Annotated in this window: 15 protein-coding genes; 8 read left to right on the forward strand and 7 right to left on the reverse strand. The window is 68.7% G+C overall.

What is annotated here, in order from left to right:
• Window positions 1–779, reverse strand: a 779-nt coding sequence (locus tag A9X04_RS27845; RefSeq protein WP_156764568.1) for an aldehyde dehydrogenase family protein, incomplete at its 3' end; no start/stop codon positions are given.
• A 161-nt stretch (window positions 780–940) separates the two neighbouring features.
• Here A9X04_RS27845 and A9X04_RS27850 point away from each other — a divergent pair.
• A complete protein-coding gene (locus A9X04_RS27850) occupies window positions 941–1,135 on the forward strand; it encodes a ferredoxin (protein ID WP_067927974.1) in 195 nt (64 codons plus the stop codon).
• Here the strand turns inward: A9X04_RS27850 and A9X04_RS27855 are convergent.
• A complete protein-coding gene (locus A9X04_RS27855; protein ID WP_197509459.1) occupies window positions 1,128–1,802 on the reverse strand; it encodes a response regulator transcription factor in 675 nt (224 codons plus the stop codon). The genes A9X04_RS27850 and A9X04_RS27855 overlap by 8 nt on opposite strands.
• 36 nt (window positions 1,803–1,838) lie before the next feature.
• Between A9X04_RS27855 and A9X04_RS27860 the strand changes: the two genes are divergently transcribed.
• From A9X04_RS27860 to A9X04_RS27875, 4 genes are all read left to right on the forward strand, one after another.
• Window positions 1,839–3,146, forward strand: coding sequence for a sensor histidine kinase KdpD (locus tag A9X04_RS27860; protein WP_231980406.1), 1,308 nt, complete (start codon window positions 1,839–1,841; stop codon window positions 3,144–3,146).
• 137 nt (window positions 3,147–3,283) lie between these two features.
• Window positions 3,284–4,555: a cytochrome P450 gene (locus tag A9X04_RS27865; protein WP_067927977.1), complete on the forward strand. Its 1,272-nt coding sequence runs from the start codon at window positions 3,284–3,286 to the stop codon at window positions 4,553–4,555.
• The gene (locus A9X04_RS27870; RefSeq protein WP_067927980.1) at window positions 4,552–5,658 is read left to right on the forward strand and encodes an NDMA-dependent alcohol dehydrogenase; all 1,107 of its coding nucleotides are present in this window, start codon (window positions 4,552–4,554) and stop codon (window positions 5,656–5,658) included. The genes A9X04_RS27865 and A9X04_RS27870 overlap by 4 nt, the downstream gene beginning before the upstream one ends.
• A gap of 157 nt (window positions 5,659–5,815) precedes the next feature.
• Entirely contained in the window at window positions 5,816–7,333 is a 1,518-nt protein-coding gene (locus tag A9X04_RS27875) for an aldehyde dehydrogenase (protein WP_067927982.1), read from the forward strand.
• 98 nt (window positions 7,334–7,431) lie between these two features.
• On the opposite strand, the gene A9X04_RS27880 is transcribed toward A9X04_RS27875, so the two are convergent.
• Window positions 7,432–8,262: an oxidoreductase gene (locus A9X04_RS27880; RefSeq protein WP_067927984.1), complete on the reverse strand. Its 831-nt coding sequence runs from the start codon at window positions 8,260–8,262 to the stop codon at window positions 7,432–7,434.
• Window positions 8,263–8,398: 136 nt separating this feature from the next.
• Between A9X04_RS27880 and A9X04_RS27885 the strand changes: the two genes are divergently transcribed.
• A complete protein-coding gene (locus A9X04_RS27885; protein ID WP_067927987.1) occupies window positions 8,399–8,863 on the forward strand; it encodes a cyclic nucleotide-binding domain-containing protein in 465 nt (154 codons plus the stop codon).
• 26 nt (window positions 8,864–8,889) lie between these two features.
• On the opposite strand, the gene A9X04_RS27890 is transcribed toward A9X04_RS27885, so the two are convergent.
• The 4 genes from A9X04_RS27890 to A9X04_RS27905 are packed head-to-tail and all read right to left on the reverse strand — an operon-like array spanning window position 8,890 to window position 14,940.
• The gene (locus tag A9X04_RS27890; RefSeq protein WP_067927990.1) at window positions 8,890–9,555 is read right to left on the reverse strand and encodes a nitroreductase family protein; all 666 of its coding nucleotides are present in this window, start codon (window positions 9,553–9,555) and stop codon (window positions 8,890–8,892) included.
• Between the two features lie 8 nt (window positions 9,556–9,563).
• A complete protein-coding gene (locus tag A9X04_RS27895) occupies window positions 9,564–11,096 on the reverse strand; it encodes an Hsp70 family protein (protein WP_067927993.1) in 1,533 nt (510 codons plus the stop codon).
• Window positions 11,097–11,105: 9 nt separating this feature from the next.
• On the reverse strand, window positions 11,106–13,370 hold the full coding sequence (locus tag A9X04_RS27900) for a carbon starvation CstA family protein (protein WP_067927995.1): 2,265 nt from the start codon (window positions 13,368–13,370) through the stop codon (window positions 11,106–11,108).
• Between the two features lie 40 nt (window positions 13,371–13,410).
• Window positions 13,411–14,940: an ATP-dependent DNA ligase gene (locus A9X04_RS27905; RefSeq protein ID WP_067927997.1), complete on the reverse strand. Its 1,530-nt coding sequence runs from the start codon at window positions 14,938–14,940 to the stop codon at window positions 13,411–13,413.
• A 121-nt stretch (window positions 14,941–15,061) separates the two neighbouring features.
• Between A9X04_RS27905 and A9X04_RS27910 the strand changes: the two genes are divergently transcribed.
• Window positions 15,062–15,820, forward strand: a complete 759-nt coding sequence (locus tag A9X04_RS27910; protein WP_067927999.1) for an SDR family NAD(P)-dependent oxidoreductase — start codon at window positions 15,062–15,064, stop codon at window positions 15,818–15,820.
• 111 nt (window positions 15,821–15,931) lie between these two features.
• Window positions 15,932–17,368, forward strand: a 1,437-nt coding sequence (locus tag A9X04_RS27915) for an acyl-CoA dehydrogenase (RefSeq protein ID WP_067928002.1), incomplete at its 3' end; no start/stop codon positions are given.

Here is a 17,368-nt window from a genome sequence, read left to right on the forward strand (position 1 = left end):
GGGCAAATGACCGACGAGTCAAAGGTTTTCGAGATCAGGATGTCGACGACCGCGCCTTTGAGGTCCGCCGTCTTGTGCACGTAGATCGGCGCATTGCCCGGACCGACGGACAGGCCCGGCTTCCCGGCCGAATTCGCCAGGGCGACGATCTTCGGTCCGCCCGTCACCCAGATGAAATCGACACCTGGATGCTTGAACAGATAGTGCGTCACCTCGTGCGCGGCGTCGGGAATGACCTGCAGCGCCCCGGGCGGCATGCCGGCGGCCTCGGCCGCCGGTCGGAGGATTTCCAGGGTGCGTTCGCAGCAGCGCACCGCATACGGTGACGGCCGGAAAAGAATGGCGTTGCGGGTCTTGGCGGCGACGATCGCCTTGAACAGCACGGTCGAGGTCGGGTTGGTCACCGGGGTGATGGCCAGTACGACCCCGATCGGTTCGGCCACGTAGGCGATGTTGTGTTCGACGTCCTCGTCGATGACTCCTACGGATTTCTTGTCGCGCAGGTAATCGTGCAGGAACTCGGTGGCCACGTAGTTCTTGACGACCTTGTCCTCGAAGACGCCGAAACCCGTCTCCTCGATCGCGACACCAGCCAGTTCCCCGGCTGCGCGAACCCCGGCGCGCACCATTGCCTCGACGATCGCATCGACCTTCTCCTGGTCAAGGTTGCGGAAGGCTGCGGCCGCCGTGGCCGCCCTGTCGACGATCGCATCGACTTCGTGTCTGCGCTGCTCGACAACTTCGATGGAGGGGGTGGGCTGAGTTCGCGTAGTGGTCATGATCGGGTTTTCGATGAGGAGGGGACACTAGGGACTCCAGAATGAGCAGAAGCCAGTCCAGCGCCTAGGGCTGAAAGGCCCACGACGAGCTGGCCCGAAGGGGCCACATCTGGCGCGTTCGGACCGTCCGCGGTGCCCAGGCCTCACCGATACTGGCGCTCATGCACATCACCGTCGACCTCGACCTGTGTGAGGGTCATGGGCAGTGCCTGCTGGCCGCTCCCGACGTTTTCGACATTCCCGACGGTGCCGAACAAGTGGTGGTCCTCGAGCCGGACCCGCCCGAAGCCGACCGGGAACGTGTGATCCGGGCGGCGGCGATGTGCCCCGCGCAAGCGATCCGAATCCTCAACTGAGGCGGTTGGTTTCGGCAACGTCATCGAGCAGCCGGTAACGTCCGGCCAGCGCGGCGGCCGCTATGCGGTTGCTCACCCGAAGCTTGTGCAGCAGCGTGGCCACCATACGTTTGGCGGTGCGCTCCGACACCAGCATCCGCTGGGCGATGTCGCCGGTTTCCGCGCCGGTCGCGAGCAGCGTCCATAGTTGAAGGTCCTGGGCCGACAGGCTGTCCAGCAGTTCGGACGGCGGCTTGCGGGTGTTGCTCAGCAGCGCGTCGAGCAGCGCGCCGTCCACAACCCGCAAGCCCTCCGCGATCGTCCACAAGGGTCCCGCCAGCGCCTCGGGCCTCGCGGTCTTGGGCAGAAAGCCGTCCGCGCCGGCCCGCAACGCCTCTTCGGCCAGCGCCAGGTCCTCGGTCCCCGACAGCGCCAGTATCCGGGTCGTCGGGCGGCGCGCCTTGATGTGCCGGATGGCGGCGACCCCGCCCAGCGGCGGCATCGACAGGTCGATGATCGCGACGTCGGCGTCGCAGCGGGCCACCAGGTCGGCGGCCTCTTCCACGTACGTCGTCTGGCCGCCAACGGTGAACAGTTCGCCCCACTCGCGGGTCAGCAACAGGGCGAGGCCCTGCGCGAAAAGCTCATGGTCGTCGACGATCACCACGACATACGGCGAGCGAGTCATTGCCGCGATGCTAACCCCAACTCTATGGTCAGCTGGGTGAGACCGCTCGATCAGCCCGGAACCACGATGGACTTCGACGGCGGGGACTACGGGCTGGCCCGCACCGTCGTCGCGGTACGGGTCGCCGTCGTCATCTCCATCGGTGTGTTGCTGGCGATCGGACCCCAATGGGTCCGTCAGCACACAGCGGCCACGGTCGCGGTGCTGGGCGGCGCGATGGTTTACGCCGCCATCGTGATGGCCCACCCGCAGCTGGAGGTGCGGCGCACCCGGTACGCGTGGCTGGTCACCGCCTTCGACTCGGCGTTCACGCTGGCGCTGATCGCCCTGAGCGGGGGCGTCTACAGCCCCGTGGTCGCGGTGCTCGCGCTGGCGGTGATCGCCTCGGCGGCGCGCCTCTCCTTCAGCGAAACCCTGCTGGTCGCGCTCCTGTTGGGCGCCGCCTATATCCCCGTGGCGCTGATCTCGTCGCCGCAACGCCCCGTTACGCCGGCTCCGGCACTACAGGCCGGCTGGTCGGCGGTGTACCTGCTGTTCGTCGCGATCATCACCGCGGGGCTCTCGGCGCTCGCCGAACGCGAACACCGTTCCCGTGTGCGCGCACTGGTCGAAGCCGAGGCCGAACACGCCGCCGCCGAGGAGGAACGCGACCTGCGGGCGCGCCTGCTGCGGTCCTACCAGTCGCAGCAGGATGGACTTCAGGTGCTGGTGCACGAATTCCGCACTCCCGTCACGTCTTTGGAGGCGCTGACCGAGGCTTTGACTTCCACGACTTCGGCGCAGCCGATGTCGCAGGCCGATCGGGAAACCAGTCTGCGGCTGGTGGCCCGCCACGTGCATCACCTGGCCGACATGCTCGATGCGTTGTCCGACGTCGCACTCAGTCGCCGCCCGACGTTCTCCGCGGGCAGGATTCGCCGCGTCGACGTGGCCGACCTCGTGGCCGCCGCCGCCGATGCGGTCGGGTTGGCGCCACCGCGGCTGCGGCTGAACGTCACCGGCGACGTCGGGGCCGTGGCCGTCAACGCCCAGGGGCTGCGCCGGCTGCTGACCAACCTCCTGGAGAACGCCTCACGGCACGGCCGTCGTGAACCCGTCGACGTCACCTGCTCGCGCGAAGGCGACGAGCTGGTCTGCACGGTGGCCGACCGGGGTCCGGGTATCCCGGCCGAAAACCTCGGTGAGCTGACCGCCAAATACGTCAGCGTCGGCGGCCAGCGCGGCACCGCGGGCCTCGGCCTGTGGATCGTGCAGCAGATCGCCGAGGCGATGGGCGGCCGGGTCGACTTCGCCGCGCGCGACGGCGGCGGCCTGATCGCTACCTTCCGCGCACCGATCGCCTGATCCAGCGGTTCCACGCGCTGGCCCGCGCAGGCCAGTGATTGGCACTCGCGTCTGTGCCGCGGCGCCGTCGCGCTGGCCAGCATGGGTGCGATGCGGCGGTGACGTGCACCACAGCACACCGCCAGAAAGGCCCCACGATGACCGCTCCAACGACCGCGCCCACCCACAAGGACATCGACCTGAGTGCCCGCGAGTTCTGGGCGAGACCGCCGGAGGAGCGCGACGCTGCCTTCGCCGTCCTGCGCGCGGAGAACCCGGTGCCGTGGAGCCGTCCCGCCGAGTCGGATCTGTTGCCCCCCGAACTCAACACCAGGGGGTTCTGGTCGCTGACCAAGCAAGAAGACATCCGGATGGCCAGCCGCCACCCGGAGATCTTCTCGTCGGCCGAGGGGATCACGATGGAGGACTTCGCCCCCGAGGCGGTGGAGATCGCGCAGTCCTTCATTGCGATGGATGCCCCGCGGCATACTCAGTTGCGCGGCATCACGACGGAGGCTTTCAAGCCCAAGAACGTGCGCCGGCTCGAAGGGTGGATCCGCGGCCACGCCCACGATCTGGTCACCGAAATGGCCCACCTGGGCCAGGGCGACTTCGTGCAACTCGTGTCGGTCAAGCTGCCCGGCCGGATCTTCGGCAGCTTCTTCGGGCTGCCCGAGGGCGACCTGCGGGACAAGGCCGTCACGGCCGCCCAGCGGCTCGTGGGTTGGACCGACCCGAACATCCGCGGCGAGCAGAGCGAACTCGAATTGTTCATGGGCGCCGTGATGGATCTGCACGAGGTGGCAACGGTGTTGATCCCCGAGCGGCGGGCCAATCCCGGTGACGACCTGATGACCTGGATGGTGCAGGCCGAGTTCGACGGCAAGAAGATGACCGACGACGAGCTGAAGGCGTTCTTCGTGCTGATGGGCGTCGCGTCCAACGACACCACGCGGCACGCCTCCGCCCACGCCATCGCCGCCCTCTCGAAGTTCCCCGAGCAGCGCGCACTGCTCGTCGAGGACGTCGAGGGCAGGGTCGGCACTGCCGTCGAGGAGGTGCTGCGGTGGGGATCGCCGTTGCTGCACATGCGCCGCACCGCCACCCAGGACGTCACCGTCCGCGGCTCCGAGATCAAGGCCGGCGACAAGGTGGTGCTGTGGTACTACTCCGGCAATCGTGACGAGGACGTCTTCGACAATCCGCATTCGTTCGACATCCTGCGAAACCCGAACCCGCACATCGCCTTCGGTGGCGGGGGTCCGCACTTCTGCCTGGGTGCGGCGCTCGCGCGCACCATGCTCAAGGCCTTGCTGACCGAGGTCTACACGCGCATTCCGGACATCTCGGCACCCGAGCCGCACTACGCGCTGGCCAACTTCATCAACGGCGTCAACAGCCTGCCGGCCACCTGGACGCCGGAACGATGAAGACGAAGGCGGCGGTGCTGTGGGGGCTGCACCAGAAGTGGGAGGTCGAAGAGGTCGACCTGGACGGGCCCAGGGAGAACGAGGTCCTGGTCAAGATGGCGGCCGCCGGCCTGTGCCACTCCGACGACCACCTGATCACCGGCGACATGCCGATGCAGCTACCGGTGGTCGGCGGCCACGAGGGCGCGGGGGTGGTCGTCGACGTCGGCCCCGGCGTCACAGAAGTGGCCCCGGGCGATTCGGTGGCGTTGAGCTTCATCCCGGCCTGCGGTCGCTGCGAACCGTGTTCACGCGGCATGAGCAACCTGTGCGTGCTCGGCGCCGCCATCATCGCCGGACCGCAGCTCGACGGCACCTTCAGGTTCCACGCGAAAGGCCAAGGGCTGGGCCAGATGTGCGTGCTGGGAACGTTCTCCGAATACACGGTGGTGCCGCTGGCCTCGGTGATCAAGGTCGACCCGTCCACCGCGCTGGACACCGCCGCGCTGGTCGGCTGCGGGGTCACGACCGGCTACGGCAGCATAGTCCGCACCGGCGAGGCGCGTGACGGCGACGCCGTGGTGGTCATGGGGGTCGGCGGGATCGGGATGAACGCGGTCCAGGGCGCTCGGATCGCCGGAGCACGCATCATCGTCGCCCTCGATCCCGTGGAGTACAAGCGGTGCCGTTCGCTCGAGTTCGGCGCCACCCACACGGCGGCGACGGTGGCGGAGGCGCAAGCCCTGATCACCGACCTGACGCGCGGTCAGATGGCTGACGTCTGCGTGGTCAGCACCGATTCGGCCGAGGGGGTCTATGTCGCGCAGGCGCTGAGCCTGGTCGGCAAGCGCGGCAGGGTGGTGATGACCGCGATCCCGCATCCCGCCGACACCTGCGTCGACATGTCGCTGTTCGACTTGACCCTGTACGAAAAGCAGGTCCGCGGATCGCTTTTCGGATCGTCCAATCCGCGCCACGACATACCGCGGATGCTGGAGCTGTACCGCGCCGGTCGGTTGAAGCTCGACGAGCTCGTCACGCGTGAGTACACCCTGGAGGAGATCAACACGGGCTACGCCGACATGCACGCCGGCGTGAACCTGCGCGGGCTGATCCGGTTCTGAACCGGGCCACCGATGATCAGCCTGATCACCCTCGTCGTCATTTTCGCTGCCCCGCTCGGCATTCCGGCCGGGGTCAGCGCCGCGCACCACGCCGCCGATCGATGGCGGAGTTTCGCGCGATGGCGCCGACGGATCCGATGACACGAGCGAGGACGACATGACTGGCATTCCGCACTATGCGGTGTACATCGACGGGCGTTGGCGTGACACCGCGAGCAGGGTAGAGGTGCGCGATCCCGCGACGGATGAAGTGGTCGCGACCGTTGCCCGGGGCGACGACACCGTGGCCGACGAGGCCGTCGCCGCGGCGAAGGCGGCACATGCCTCCGGCGTCTGGCGGCTGACGCCGCCCGCCGAACGCGCCCGCATCCTCGATGCGATCGCCGACAACCTCGCCGCGCGGCTCGACGAACTGACCGTCCTGCAGGTACGCGAAAACGGTGCGACCGCGCGGTCCGCGGGTGCGTTCCTGCTGGGCTACTCGATCGCCCACCTGAAATACTTCGCCTCGTTGGCGCGCTCGTACGCGTTCGAGGAAACCGGCCCCCTGATCGAGGCGCCGACGCTGGCCGCCGGGGTGCTGCGTCGCGAACCGGTGGGCGTCTGCGCCGGCATCGTGCCGTGGAACTTCCCGTTGCTGCTGGCGGTGTGGAAGCTGGGTCCGGCGCTGGCGGCGGGCAACACGATAGTGCTCAAGCCCGACGACCAGACGCCGCTGACGCTGCTCGAATTGGCCAGGGCGGCAGACGAAGTCGGGTTGCCGGCTGGGGTGCTGAACGTCGTCACCGGGTCCGGCCCGGTGGTGGGCGCCCGGCTCGCCGAACACCCCGATGTTCGCAAGGTGGCCTTCACCGGCTCCACCGAAGTCGGCAGGACCGTGATGCGCGCCGCCGCCGACAACGTCAAGCGGGTCACCCTCGAGTTGGGCGGCAAGGGCGCGAACATCGTCTGCGCCGACGCCGATCTGGACCTGGCGGTGGACGGCACGCTGTTCGGATTCCTGCTGATGTGTGGTCAGGCCTGCGAGTCCGGGACCAGGTTGTTGCTGCACGAGTCGATTCACGACGAGTTCGTGCGACGGCTGGTAGCCCGCGCGTCGACCCTGGTCGTGGGCAACCCGATGGACCCGGCGACCGACGTCGGCCCGCTGATATCGGCCAGACAGAAGGCGCGGGTGGAGAAATACATCGCGCTCGGCCAGGAGGAGGGATGCAAGATCGCCTACCAGGGCACGGTTCCCGCCGAACCGCGCTTCGCCGATGGCCATTGGGTCGCGCCGACGATCCTGACCGGGGCCACCAACGACATGCGGGTGGCGCGGGAGGAGATCTTCGGGCCGGTGCTCGTGGTGATCAAGTGCGCGGACGACGCCGACGCGGTCGCGATCGCCAACGACAGCGAGTACGGACTGTCCGCGGGGGTGTGGAGCACGGACAACGAACGCGCGTTGGCGATTGCGCGCGAATTGGAGTCCGGCACGGTGTGGATCAACGACTGGCACATGGTCAACGCGATGTTCCCCTTCGGCGGTGTGAAGCAGAGCGGTCTGGGGCGGGAACTGGGACCCGGCGCCCTCGACGAGTACACCGAGCAGAAGTTCGTGCACGTCGACATGACCAACGACCGTGCCAAACGGGTCTACGCCGTCGTCGTGTCCGCCCCCGCGGAGGCCTGATCGATGTACCCGGCCGTTTACGCGTTCGGTCGAGTTCGTCGACGACCTGCCCCGGACCCCGACCGGCAAGCTCGCCAAACACAAGCTGCGGCAGGCGGTTACGGCCCGAAGTTAGTGCCGCTCGTCAGCTCTTCCCACTTCGCGATCTCGGTGGCGCGCGCGTCCGCAACGTGGCGGTAGATGGCCAGGGCGTCCGGGCCGAGCAGTAGGAACCCCGGGGGCTCGGGCGACTCGACCGCCGCAATGATGGCGGTGGCCGCCTTGGCCGGGTCGCCGGCCTGGTTGCCGTGCATGGTGTCGTTTTCCTTGCGCCGTTTCCCGGCGGTGGCCGCGTAGTCGTCGATGACCGTGGCCGACTGGACGAGCGAGCGCCCGGCGAAATCGGTGCGGAACGCACCGGGCTCGACGATGGTTACCGAGATGCCCAGCGGGGCAAGCTCACCGCGCAGCGCGCCGCTCATGCCCTCGATGGCGGCCTTGGCCGCGGCGTAGTAGCCGGATCCCACCGGTGTCACCGTTGCGCCGATCGAGGAGATGTTCACGATCGCGCCGCTGCGGCGTGCCCGCATGCCGGGCAGGACCGCCCTGATCATGGCGACGGTGCCGAAGAAGTGCGTCTCGAACAGGGCGCGCACGTCGGCGTCGTCGCCCTCCTCGACCGCGGCGCGGTAACCGTAACCCGCATTGTTCACCAGTACGTCGACGTGGCCGAACCGGTTGTGGGCCTGCCGCACGGCCGTGGCGACCTGTGCGGGGTCGGTGACGTCGAGGGTGGCCGCGAGCACCCGCTCGGGCGCGACCGACACCAGGTCGGTGACCTTCTCGACGTCACGTGCGGTGACGACGACGTTGTGACCGGCCCCGGCGACGGCTTCGGCGAGCGCGCGCCCGAGCCCGGTCGAGCATCCGGTGATCAGCCAAGTGGACATGCGGGCTCCTTCTCGCCGAGACGCAGTGCAGGGCTACGCCGCGGCAATTCTTCTCTTCGATCGCCGAACATAGGCCTTCCTCATCAACTATCGTTGGTCTCAAGCAATTGATCGGCACCGGTGAAGGAAACAGGCAGTGCGGACGCTAGAAGGCGTTCTGGCCAGACACCCGTTCTTCTGCGGGATGGACCCGCGCTATTTGCAGTTGGCGGTCGGTTGTGCGGCAAACCTGCGCTTCACCGCGGGTGAGTTGATCTTCCGCGAGGGCCACCCCGCTGACAGCTTCTACCTCATCCGCGAAGGCAGGATCGCGCTCGAAACCCCCGTTCTGGGGCGTGGCAGCTTGACGGTGCAGACGCTCGGAGGCGGAGACATTCTTGGATGGTCGTGGTTGGTGCCACCGTACAACTGGCGGTTCGACGGGCGCGCCGTTGAGACGACGCGCGCCATCGGTTTCGACGGCAAGTGCCTGCGCGACAAATGCGAAGAGGACCACGAACTCGGGTACGAGCTGCAGAAACGTGTGATCGCGGTTCTCGGAGAGTATCTCGATGCGACGAGGTTCCGCCTCCTGGACATCTATGCCGATGTCATTGAATAAGAGCGGACCCGCCCGGGCGGCGGTCGTCAGCCTTCGAACGCCGGGCCGTCGAAGCGGTCGCGGGTGACGAATTCGGCGACCGGCCTGCGCCGAAGCTTGGTCGGCTGGCGCACCGGTTTTCCAAGGGGCACAACCGCGGCGACCGCGTGCAGGTCCGGGATGCCCAGCAGGCGCCGGACCCGGTCCTCGGCCGCGATGGCCATGGTCGTGATGGTGCCGCCGTAACCCTCGCCGCGGGCCGCCAGCAGGATGTTCCAGATCAGCGGGTACACCGATGCGCCGCCGGCCAGGCCGATGCGGTCCAGATCCTGATCGATCGAGGCCACGACGCTCAGGTCGACGGAAACCACGAGGACCACGGGCGCTTTCGCGATGGGCGCGACGAAGGTGTCGGGGATCTCCGTTCGGTCGATGACGTCCTGCGGCACGCCGCTGGGATAAATTGGGTTCCAAGGGTTCTCGCCCGCCTGCAGCTGAGCGAAGTAGCGGCGCGCCGCGGCCGTACCCAGCTCGGCGAGCGCGCGCCGGGTGTCGGGGTCGCGCACCACCGTGATGTGGGCGCCCTGCCGGTTGCCGCCGCTCGGCGCGAACCGGGCGTTGTCGAAGATGCGCCCCAGCACCTCGTCGGGCACCGGGTCGTCGGTGAATTCGCGCGCCGCGAACGTCGTTCGCATCACGTCATAGAGCTCCATGGGCCGCGTCACGCGCTCGCGGAGGCGCGGCGCTCCAGGCGGAAGGTGCGCTCGAATCCGGCCGGCTGCGTCGTCAGGGTCACTTCCACCGCCCCGCTGGGGGCGATGACGTAGCGCTCCTCGACGTCGGGGCCGTCCCGCCACCGGCCGACCGGCTGGCGCCCGAGGTCGTCGCGATCGCGCAGGGCCGGGTCGAAGGGGAAGAGGACCGGGTCATAGGGCGTGACGTCGCCGTCGGGCCGGCCGTTGACCAGGCGGCTGCACTCCACGAAGCGGAAGTGGCCGATGTTGTGCGCCGCGCGGTAGGTCCGCCTGACCACCAGCGGGGTGTGCCCGTCGGCGGGCAGGGAGACGTCCTTGCAGACGATCGGGTCGAAGACGACGTCGGCACCCGCCTCGGCCTCGCGGAAGACCCCGAAGTTGCGCGAGAAGCGTTCGGAGAGCGCAAAATCGGATTCCTTGTCGAGGAAGACGGCCAGCCCGATGGCGGTGGCCGCAAACGGGTGCGGCGAGCGCTTCACCCGCTTGTCACCGAAGGTGGTGCGCAGCATCCGGGAAACGAGCGGGAAGCTGCCGGCGCCGCCCACGACGTAGATGCCGGCCACCTCCGACCACGTCACGTCGCGGTCGCCGGCGGCCGGGTTGCGCAGCACGCGGTCGAGCAATTGCATCGTCTTGTCGACGAGCGGCGCGCAGACCGCGTAGACGTCGTCGATCGGACAGGAGAACGGGGGCCGGTCGGTCCCGTCGTCGACCCCGGTGAGGTCCACCAGGAAGCGGCGCGTCTGCGGCCCGACGGCCTCCTTACGCGCGGCGCACTCCTCCCGCAGCAGATCGCGGGCGGCGGCGTCCACGCCGGACAGCTGCGAGCGGGCCAGCACGAGTTCGACGATCGCCTCGTCGAAGTCGTCGCCGCCGAGGCGCTGAATGCCTTCACTGACGACGACCTCGTTCGCGTGCCCGGTCATCTTGAGCAGCGAGGCGTCGAAGGTGCCCCCGCCCAGGTCGTAGATGAGGACGTACTCCCGCTTGGCGGTGATGGTGGAGCGGTACCGGTGCGCGTACTCGAGGCTCGCCGCGGACGGCTCGTTGAGCAGCGCGACGACGTGGAAGCCCGCCGCGACGAACGCGTCCAGCGTCAGCAGCCGCTGCGCGCTCGAGGCGTTGGCCGGCACGCTGATCGCGGCCTCGATGGCTTCCCCTTGGGCGAGGCTGGCGTTGGAGTGACGCAACAGGTCGCTCTTCAGCTGCGCCAGGAAGCCGGTGAGCAGGTCGGCCAGTCGATGGCTGCGGCCGGCCAGGCTCACCTCGGTCTGGGGCCCGGCCTCGTTGAGCAGACGTTTGAACGACCGCAACACCGACCAGCCGGGGTCGTGCCGGACGGCGGCGGCCTCCGCGCCGAACCGGAGCTCCCCGTCGGCGTTGGCCGCCACCACGGACGGCCACGCGTCCACCCCATCAAAGGAGACGACGGGGTAGTTGCCCCGGTCGACGGCCGCGACGACGGTGTGTGTGGTGCCAAAGTCGATGCCGACCCTCATCGCGCAATTTTAGGACCGCGCTGAGGAATTCGACACGACCTTTTTGTCCGGCGCGTCCCACTGTTTCTGCAGCGCCCGCTCGGCGGCCGTGGGGATGAGCCCCGACGGCGCGAAGAACTTCGACGGTATCGGCTCATCCTCCGTCAGCGGCCGGCCTCGGCCGCGAATCGCCTGATAAGACACCATGATCCCGACGATCAGCACGACGACCACGACCAGTGCGAACAGAACCGACAGGGTGCCCTGGACGAAGGTGTTCCTGATGACGTCGTCGAGCTGATGAACGTTCTTGGCCGAACCGAACGACGTCTTGCCGGCGTTGCGGGCCGCCAGATACTGGAAGTGCTGCGTCCAGTAACCGACATTGGGATCTGAGGAGAAGATCTTCTGCCACGACGCGGTGAGCGTGACGGCCAAATCCCATAGCAGCGGAATACCGGGAATCCAAGCCCACTTCAGCAGGCCCTTCTTGATGACCACCACCGTGATCACGGTCAGCGCGACGGCGGCGAGCAGCTGGTTGGCGATGCCGAACAGCGGGAACAGGGTGTTGATTCCGCCCAGCGGGTCCGTCACGCCCATCAGCAGGATGCTGCCCCAGGCAGCGGCCACCGCCAGGCTGCAGAGCCAGACGCCCGGGCGCCAGCTCGGGTTGCGCAGCTTGGTCAGCGGACCACCCAGGTTGCCCAGCGTGTCGGACAGCATGAAACGCGCGACGCGGGTGCCCGCGTCGACGGCGGTCAGGATGAACAGCGCCTCGAACATGATCGCGAAGTGATACCAGAACGCCTTGAGGCCTGCCCCGCCGAAGACCCGTTGCAGCACCTCCGCCATGCCGAATGCCAGCGTGGGCGCCCCGCCGGTGCGCGACACGATCGACTTTTCGCCGACCCCGGCGGCGGCCTGACCGAGTTGACTTGCGCTGGTGGGGATCCCCTTCAGGCCGAGCCGATTGACGTAGTCCGCTGCGGTGGTCGCGGTGCCGCCGGTTTGGGCGGGCGGGGCGTTGAGGGCGAAGTAGAGGTGCTGGTCGAGGATCGACGCGCTGATCAGCGCCATGACGGCGACGAAGGATTCGGTGAGCATGCCGCCGTAGCCGATGAGCCGCATCTGGCTCTCCTTCTCCAGCAGCTTGGGTGTCGTCCCCGAGGAGATCAGCGCGTGGAATCCGGACAGCGCTCCGCACGCGATGGTGATGAACAGGAACGGGAACAGCGAGCCGGGGAAGACCGGCCCGTCGCCGCGGGCGGCGAACCGCGAGACCGCGGGCGCCTGCATGAGTGGCAGCGAGGCACAGATGCCGACCGCGAGCAGGGCGATGGCCCCGACCTTCATGAACGTGGAGAGGTAGTCGCGCGGTGCCAGCAGCAACCACACCGGCAGCACCGATGCCACGAAACCGTAGCCGACGATGAGCCAGGCCACCGTGGTCGGGGAGATGTTCAACCACGTTGCACCCCAAGATGTTTGGCCGACCCAGTTGCCGGAGGCGACGGCCAGCATCAGCAGCACGAAGCCGATGATCGACACCTCGGCCACCCGTCCCGGCCGCAAGAAACGCAGATAGCAGCCCATGAATAGGGCGATCGGGATGGTCATGGCGATGGAGAACACGCCCCATGGGCTCTGGGCCAGGCCCCGCACCACCACCAGCGCCAGCACCGCGATGATGATCACCATGATGACGAACGCACCGACGAGCGCGGCGGCGCCGCCGGTGGCGCCGAGTTCGTCGCGGGCCATCTGGCCCAGGGAGCGCCCCCGCCGCCGGGTGGAGATCCACAAGACCAGGTAATCCTGCACCGCGCCGGCGAACACCGCCCCGAGGATGATCCAGATGCTGCAGGGCAGGTAACCCATCTGGGTCGCCAGCACCGGACCGACAAGTGGGCCGGCCCCGGCGATGGCGGCGAAATGGTGGCCGAACAGCACCCGCCGGTCGGTGGGCACGTAGTCGCTGCCGTCCTCGAACACTTCGGCCGGGGTGGCGTGGTCGTCGCGGGGGCGGACGATCTTCATCTCGATCAGCCGGGCGTAGAACCGGAAGCCCAGCACGTAGGTGCAGATCGCCGCGACGACGAACCAGACGGCGTTCACCGTCTCGCCGCGCGCGAACGCGATGATGGCCCACGCGACGGCGCCGATCACGGCGATGGCGGCGAAGAAGATCTTGTGCCGGCCGGTGATGGGGGAGCGGTCGACGATCGCGACGGGCGGTAGCCCGTCGTCGGTGTGGATGTAGCTGACGTCTTTGTCGTGCTCTTTGACTGCCACGGCCGAAAACCCTACGCGCGCGAAACGAACTCCGCCCGTCTTAATACAGCGCCCGCACGCTGTCGATGGTGTCGGCCTCGGCCGGGCCCTTGTCGTCGCGGTAGCGCAGCACCCGGGCGAACCGCAGCGCCACCCCGCCGGGGTAGCGCGAGGACTTCTGGACACCGTCCAGCGCCACCTCGACCACCTGCTCGGGCCGCAGCCGCACCACGTAACCGTCGGTACCGGCGACCGCGAGTTCGGAGAACCGCGCCGTCTGCCAGTCCAGCATGGCGTCGGTCATGCCCTTGAAAGTCTTTCCCACCATGACGAATTCGCCCGTGGCGGGTTCGCGCGCGCCGAGGTGGATGTTGGAGAGCCTGCCGGTGCGTCGCCCGGATCCCCACTCGACCGCGAGCACCACCAGGTCCAGCGTGTGCACCGGCTTCACCTTCAGCCACCCCGCTCCGCGGCGGCCCGCCTGGTACGGCGCGTCCGGCGCCTTGGCCAGCACGCCTTCGTGGCCGGCGGCCAGCGTCGCGTCCAGGAACCCGGCAGCCTCGGCGGCGTCCGAGGTGTGCAGCCGATCGACCCGCTGCGCGGCCGGCACCAGCGCGTCCAGGGCGGCCAGCCGCTCGGCGGTCGGCGCGTCGAGCAGGTCGGCGCCGTCGCGGTGCAGGATGTCGAAGAAGAACACCGAAAGTGGTTGCGCCGCACGCGCTGCCGCGACGTCGACCGATCGGCCGAACCGGGACGCGGTGACCTGGAAGCGGTGCGGTGAGTTGTCGGGCCGCAGCGCGATCGCCTCACCGTCGGCGATGAGGTCGCGCACCGGCAGCGCCAGGGCCGCCTCCACCACCTCCGGCAGCCGCGCGGTGACGTCGTCGAGGCTTCGGGTGTAGACGGTGACCTGGTCACCGGACCGGTGGATCTGCACCCGCGCCCCGTCCAGTTTCGCCTCGAAAATCGTTGTGCCGCCGTGGCGTTCCAGCGCATCGGCCACCCCGGTCGCGGTCTGTGCCAGCATCGGACCCACCGGCCGGCCGACCCGCAGCGCGAACGCGTCCAGCGCCCTGGCTCCGCCGCACAGGGCGGCGGCCGCCACGGACGGCAAGTCCCCGCCCAGCATCGCGGCGCGCTGCACCGCGGCGACGGGGAGTTCGGCGGCCCTGGCCACCGCGTCGGCCATGATCCCGCTCAGCGCCCCCTGGCGCAGCTCGCCGCCGAGCAACCGAACCAGGAAGGCCTGCTCGGCATCGGTCGCGGCGGCGAACAGGCCGGCGATCAGCTCGCCGCGCCGCGCCTGCGACCCCTTGCCCAACACCGCTCCGATCTCCGAGAAGCGGGCGTCCACGCCGGCGACGGTCAGCGTCGGGTGCGATGCCGGCGGCGGCCGCGACCGCAGCGATGCCCACCCGACCCCGATCTGGCGCTGGGGCAGCTCACCGGAGAGCCAGGACACCACGATCGCGACGCCGTCGGGGTCGGCCGCCGCACGCCGCAACAGGTCGGCGATGTGGGCCACCTTGCTCAGCCGCGACGACGTCCCGCCCACGTCAAGCGAGGTGGTCGCCACGTCGAGAAGCAGCACGGAATCAGCTTGGCACGGCTCGCCGACAAGGCGGGGTCAACCCTGAAGGACGGACACGCTAACGTGCCTACGTAACGTTACAGATTGCAAGGAATCTGATAACCCGAAAGGAAGGGTCCGGATGGAGATCAACGGGAAGAAGGTCGTCGTCATCGGCGGCGCCTCGGGGATGGGTCGCGCCTCGGCGGAGCTGCTGGCCGAGCGTGGGGCGGACGTCGTGGTGCTCGACCGCGAGGGTTCCGACGGCAAGACCGTCGCGGAAGGCATCGGCGGCGCGTTCTATCCGGTCGACGTCACGGACTTCAAGGGTACCGAGGAGACGCTGCAGACCGCGGTGGACAAGCTGGGCGGCCTGCATGTCACGGTCACCACTGCGGGTGGCGGCATCGCCAAGCGGACGCTGACCAAGTCCGGTCCCCATGACCTCGAGTCCTTCCAATCCGTGATCGACCTGAACCTGATCGCCACCTTCAACATCAGCCGGCTGGCCGCCGCGCACATGGCCAAGAACGAGCCCGAGGACGAAGAGCGCGGCGTCATCATCAACACCGCGTCGATCGCGGCCTTCGAGGGCCAGATCGGGCAGGTGGCCTACACCGCCGCCAAGGCCGGGATCGCCGGCATGTGCCTGACCATGGCCCGCGACCTGGGCTCGATGGGCATCCGGGTGCTGGCCATCGCCCCCAGCCTGTTCCTGACGGGAATCACCTCGATGGTCCCCGACGAAATGGCGGCGGCGCTCACCAAGGACGCGGCCTTCCCCAAGCGGATGGGCCGGCCGATCGAGTACGCCAAGCTCGCGGCGGCCATCGTGGACAACCCGATGCTCAACGGCCAGTGCATCCGGCTGGACGCCGGGCAGCGGTTCGCGCCCAAGTAGCAGCCACCCCCGCGAGTGGCCCTCCCCCGGATTAAGTACACTCTTTAGGCAGCCGCCCCGCTTCCCCTCGAAGCGGGGCAGGCACCCAGCCGGTAGCGAGGAGGGCCCCTCATGGGTATCGCACTGACCGACGACCATCGCGAACTCGCCGAAGTCGCCCGCGGGTTTTTGACCTCGCAGAAGGCCCGCTGGGCGGCGCGGTCCCTGCTGGACGCCGCCGAGGAATCGCGGCCGCCGTTCTGGCAGAACCTCGTCGAGCTGGGCTGGCTCGGCCTGCATGTCGACGAAGAGCACGGCGGTTCGGGGTTCGGGCTGCCCGAACTCGTGGTGGTCGTCGAGGAACTCGGCCGCGCGGTCGCGCCGGGTCCGTTCGTGCCGACCGTCATCACGTCGGCGGTGATCGCCAAAGACGGTTCGGCCGAACAGAAGTCGCGCCTGCTACCCGGGTTGGTCGACGGGACCGTCACCGCGGGCATCGGCCTGGACGGCCAGGTGCGGCTCACGAACGGGATCGCCGACGGTGACGCCGGAATCGTGCTGGGCGCCGGCCTGGCCGAACTGCTGCTGATCGCGGCGGGCGACGACGTGCTGCTGCTGGAGCGCGGTCGCGCCGGCGTCTCGATCGAGGTGCCGAACAACTTCGACCCGACCCGGCGCTCCGGCCGGGTCCGCCTGGAAAACGTGGACGTCAGCGCCGACGACGTCCTGGTGGGCGCGCGGGCATCCGCGCTGGCCCGCGCCCGGACGTTGCTCGCCGCCGAGGCGGTGGGTGGCGCCGCGGACTGCGTGGAGGCCGCCGTGGACTATGCCAAGGTGCGGCAGCAATTCGGGCGCACCATCGCCACTTTCCAGGCGGTCAAGCATCATTGCGCGAACATGCTGGTGGCCGCCGAGTCCGGGGTCGCGGCCGTGTGGGACGCCTCGCGCGCGGCGTCGGAGGACGAAGCCCAGTTCCAGCTGGCCGCGGCGGTGGCGGCGACGCTGGCGTTTCCCGCCTACGCGCGCAACGCCGAGTTGAACATTCAGGTTCACGGCGGCATCGGTTTCACCTGGGAGCACGACGCGCACCTGCACCTGCGCCGCGCCCTGGTGATACAGGCACTGTTCGGCGGCGACGCGCCGGCCCGGGATGTCTTCGAGCGCACCGCCGCCGGCGCCCGGCGGGAGAACAGCCTGGATCTGCCGCCCGAGGCCGAACAACTGCGCACCAGGATCCACGCCGACGCGGCTGAGATCGCCGCCCTCGACAAAGAGGCGCAACGCGACAAGCTCATCGAGACCGGTTATGTGATGCCGCACTGGCCCAAGCCCTGGGGCCGCGCCGCCGACGCGGTGGAGCAGCTGGTGATCGAGGAGGAGTTCCGCGCGGCCGGCATCAAACGGCCCGACTACTCGATCACCGGGTGGGTGATCCTGACCCTGATTCAGCACGGAACCGATTGGCAGATCGAAAGATTCGTGGAGAAGGCGCTGCGCCAAGAAGAGATCTGGTGCCAGCTGTTCTCCGAACCCGAGGCCGGCTCCGACGCGGCGTCGATCAAGACCCGC

The organism is Mycobacterium sp. E3247, assembly GCF_001667785.1.
Taxonomy (GTDB): Bacteria; Actinomycetota; Actinomycetes; order Mycobacteriales; family Mycobacteriaceae; genus Mycobacterium.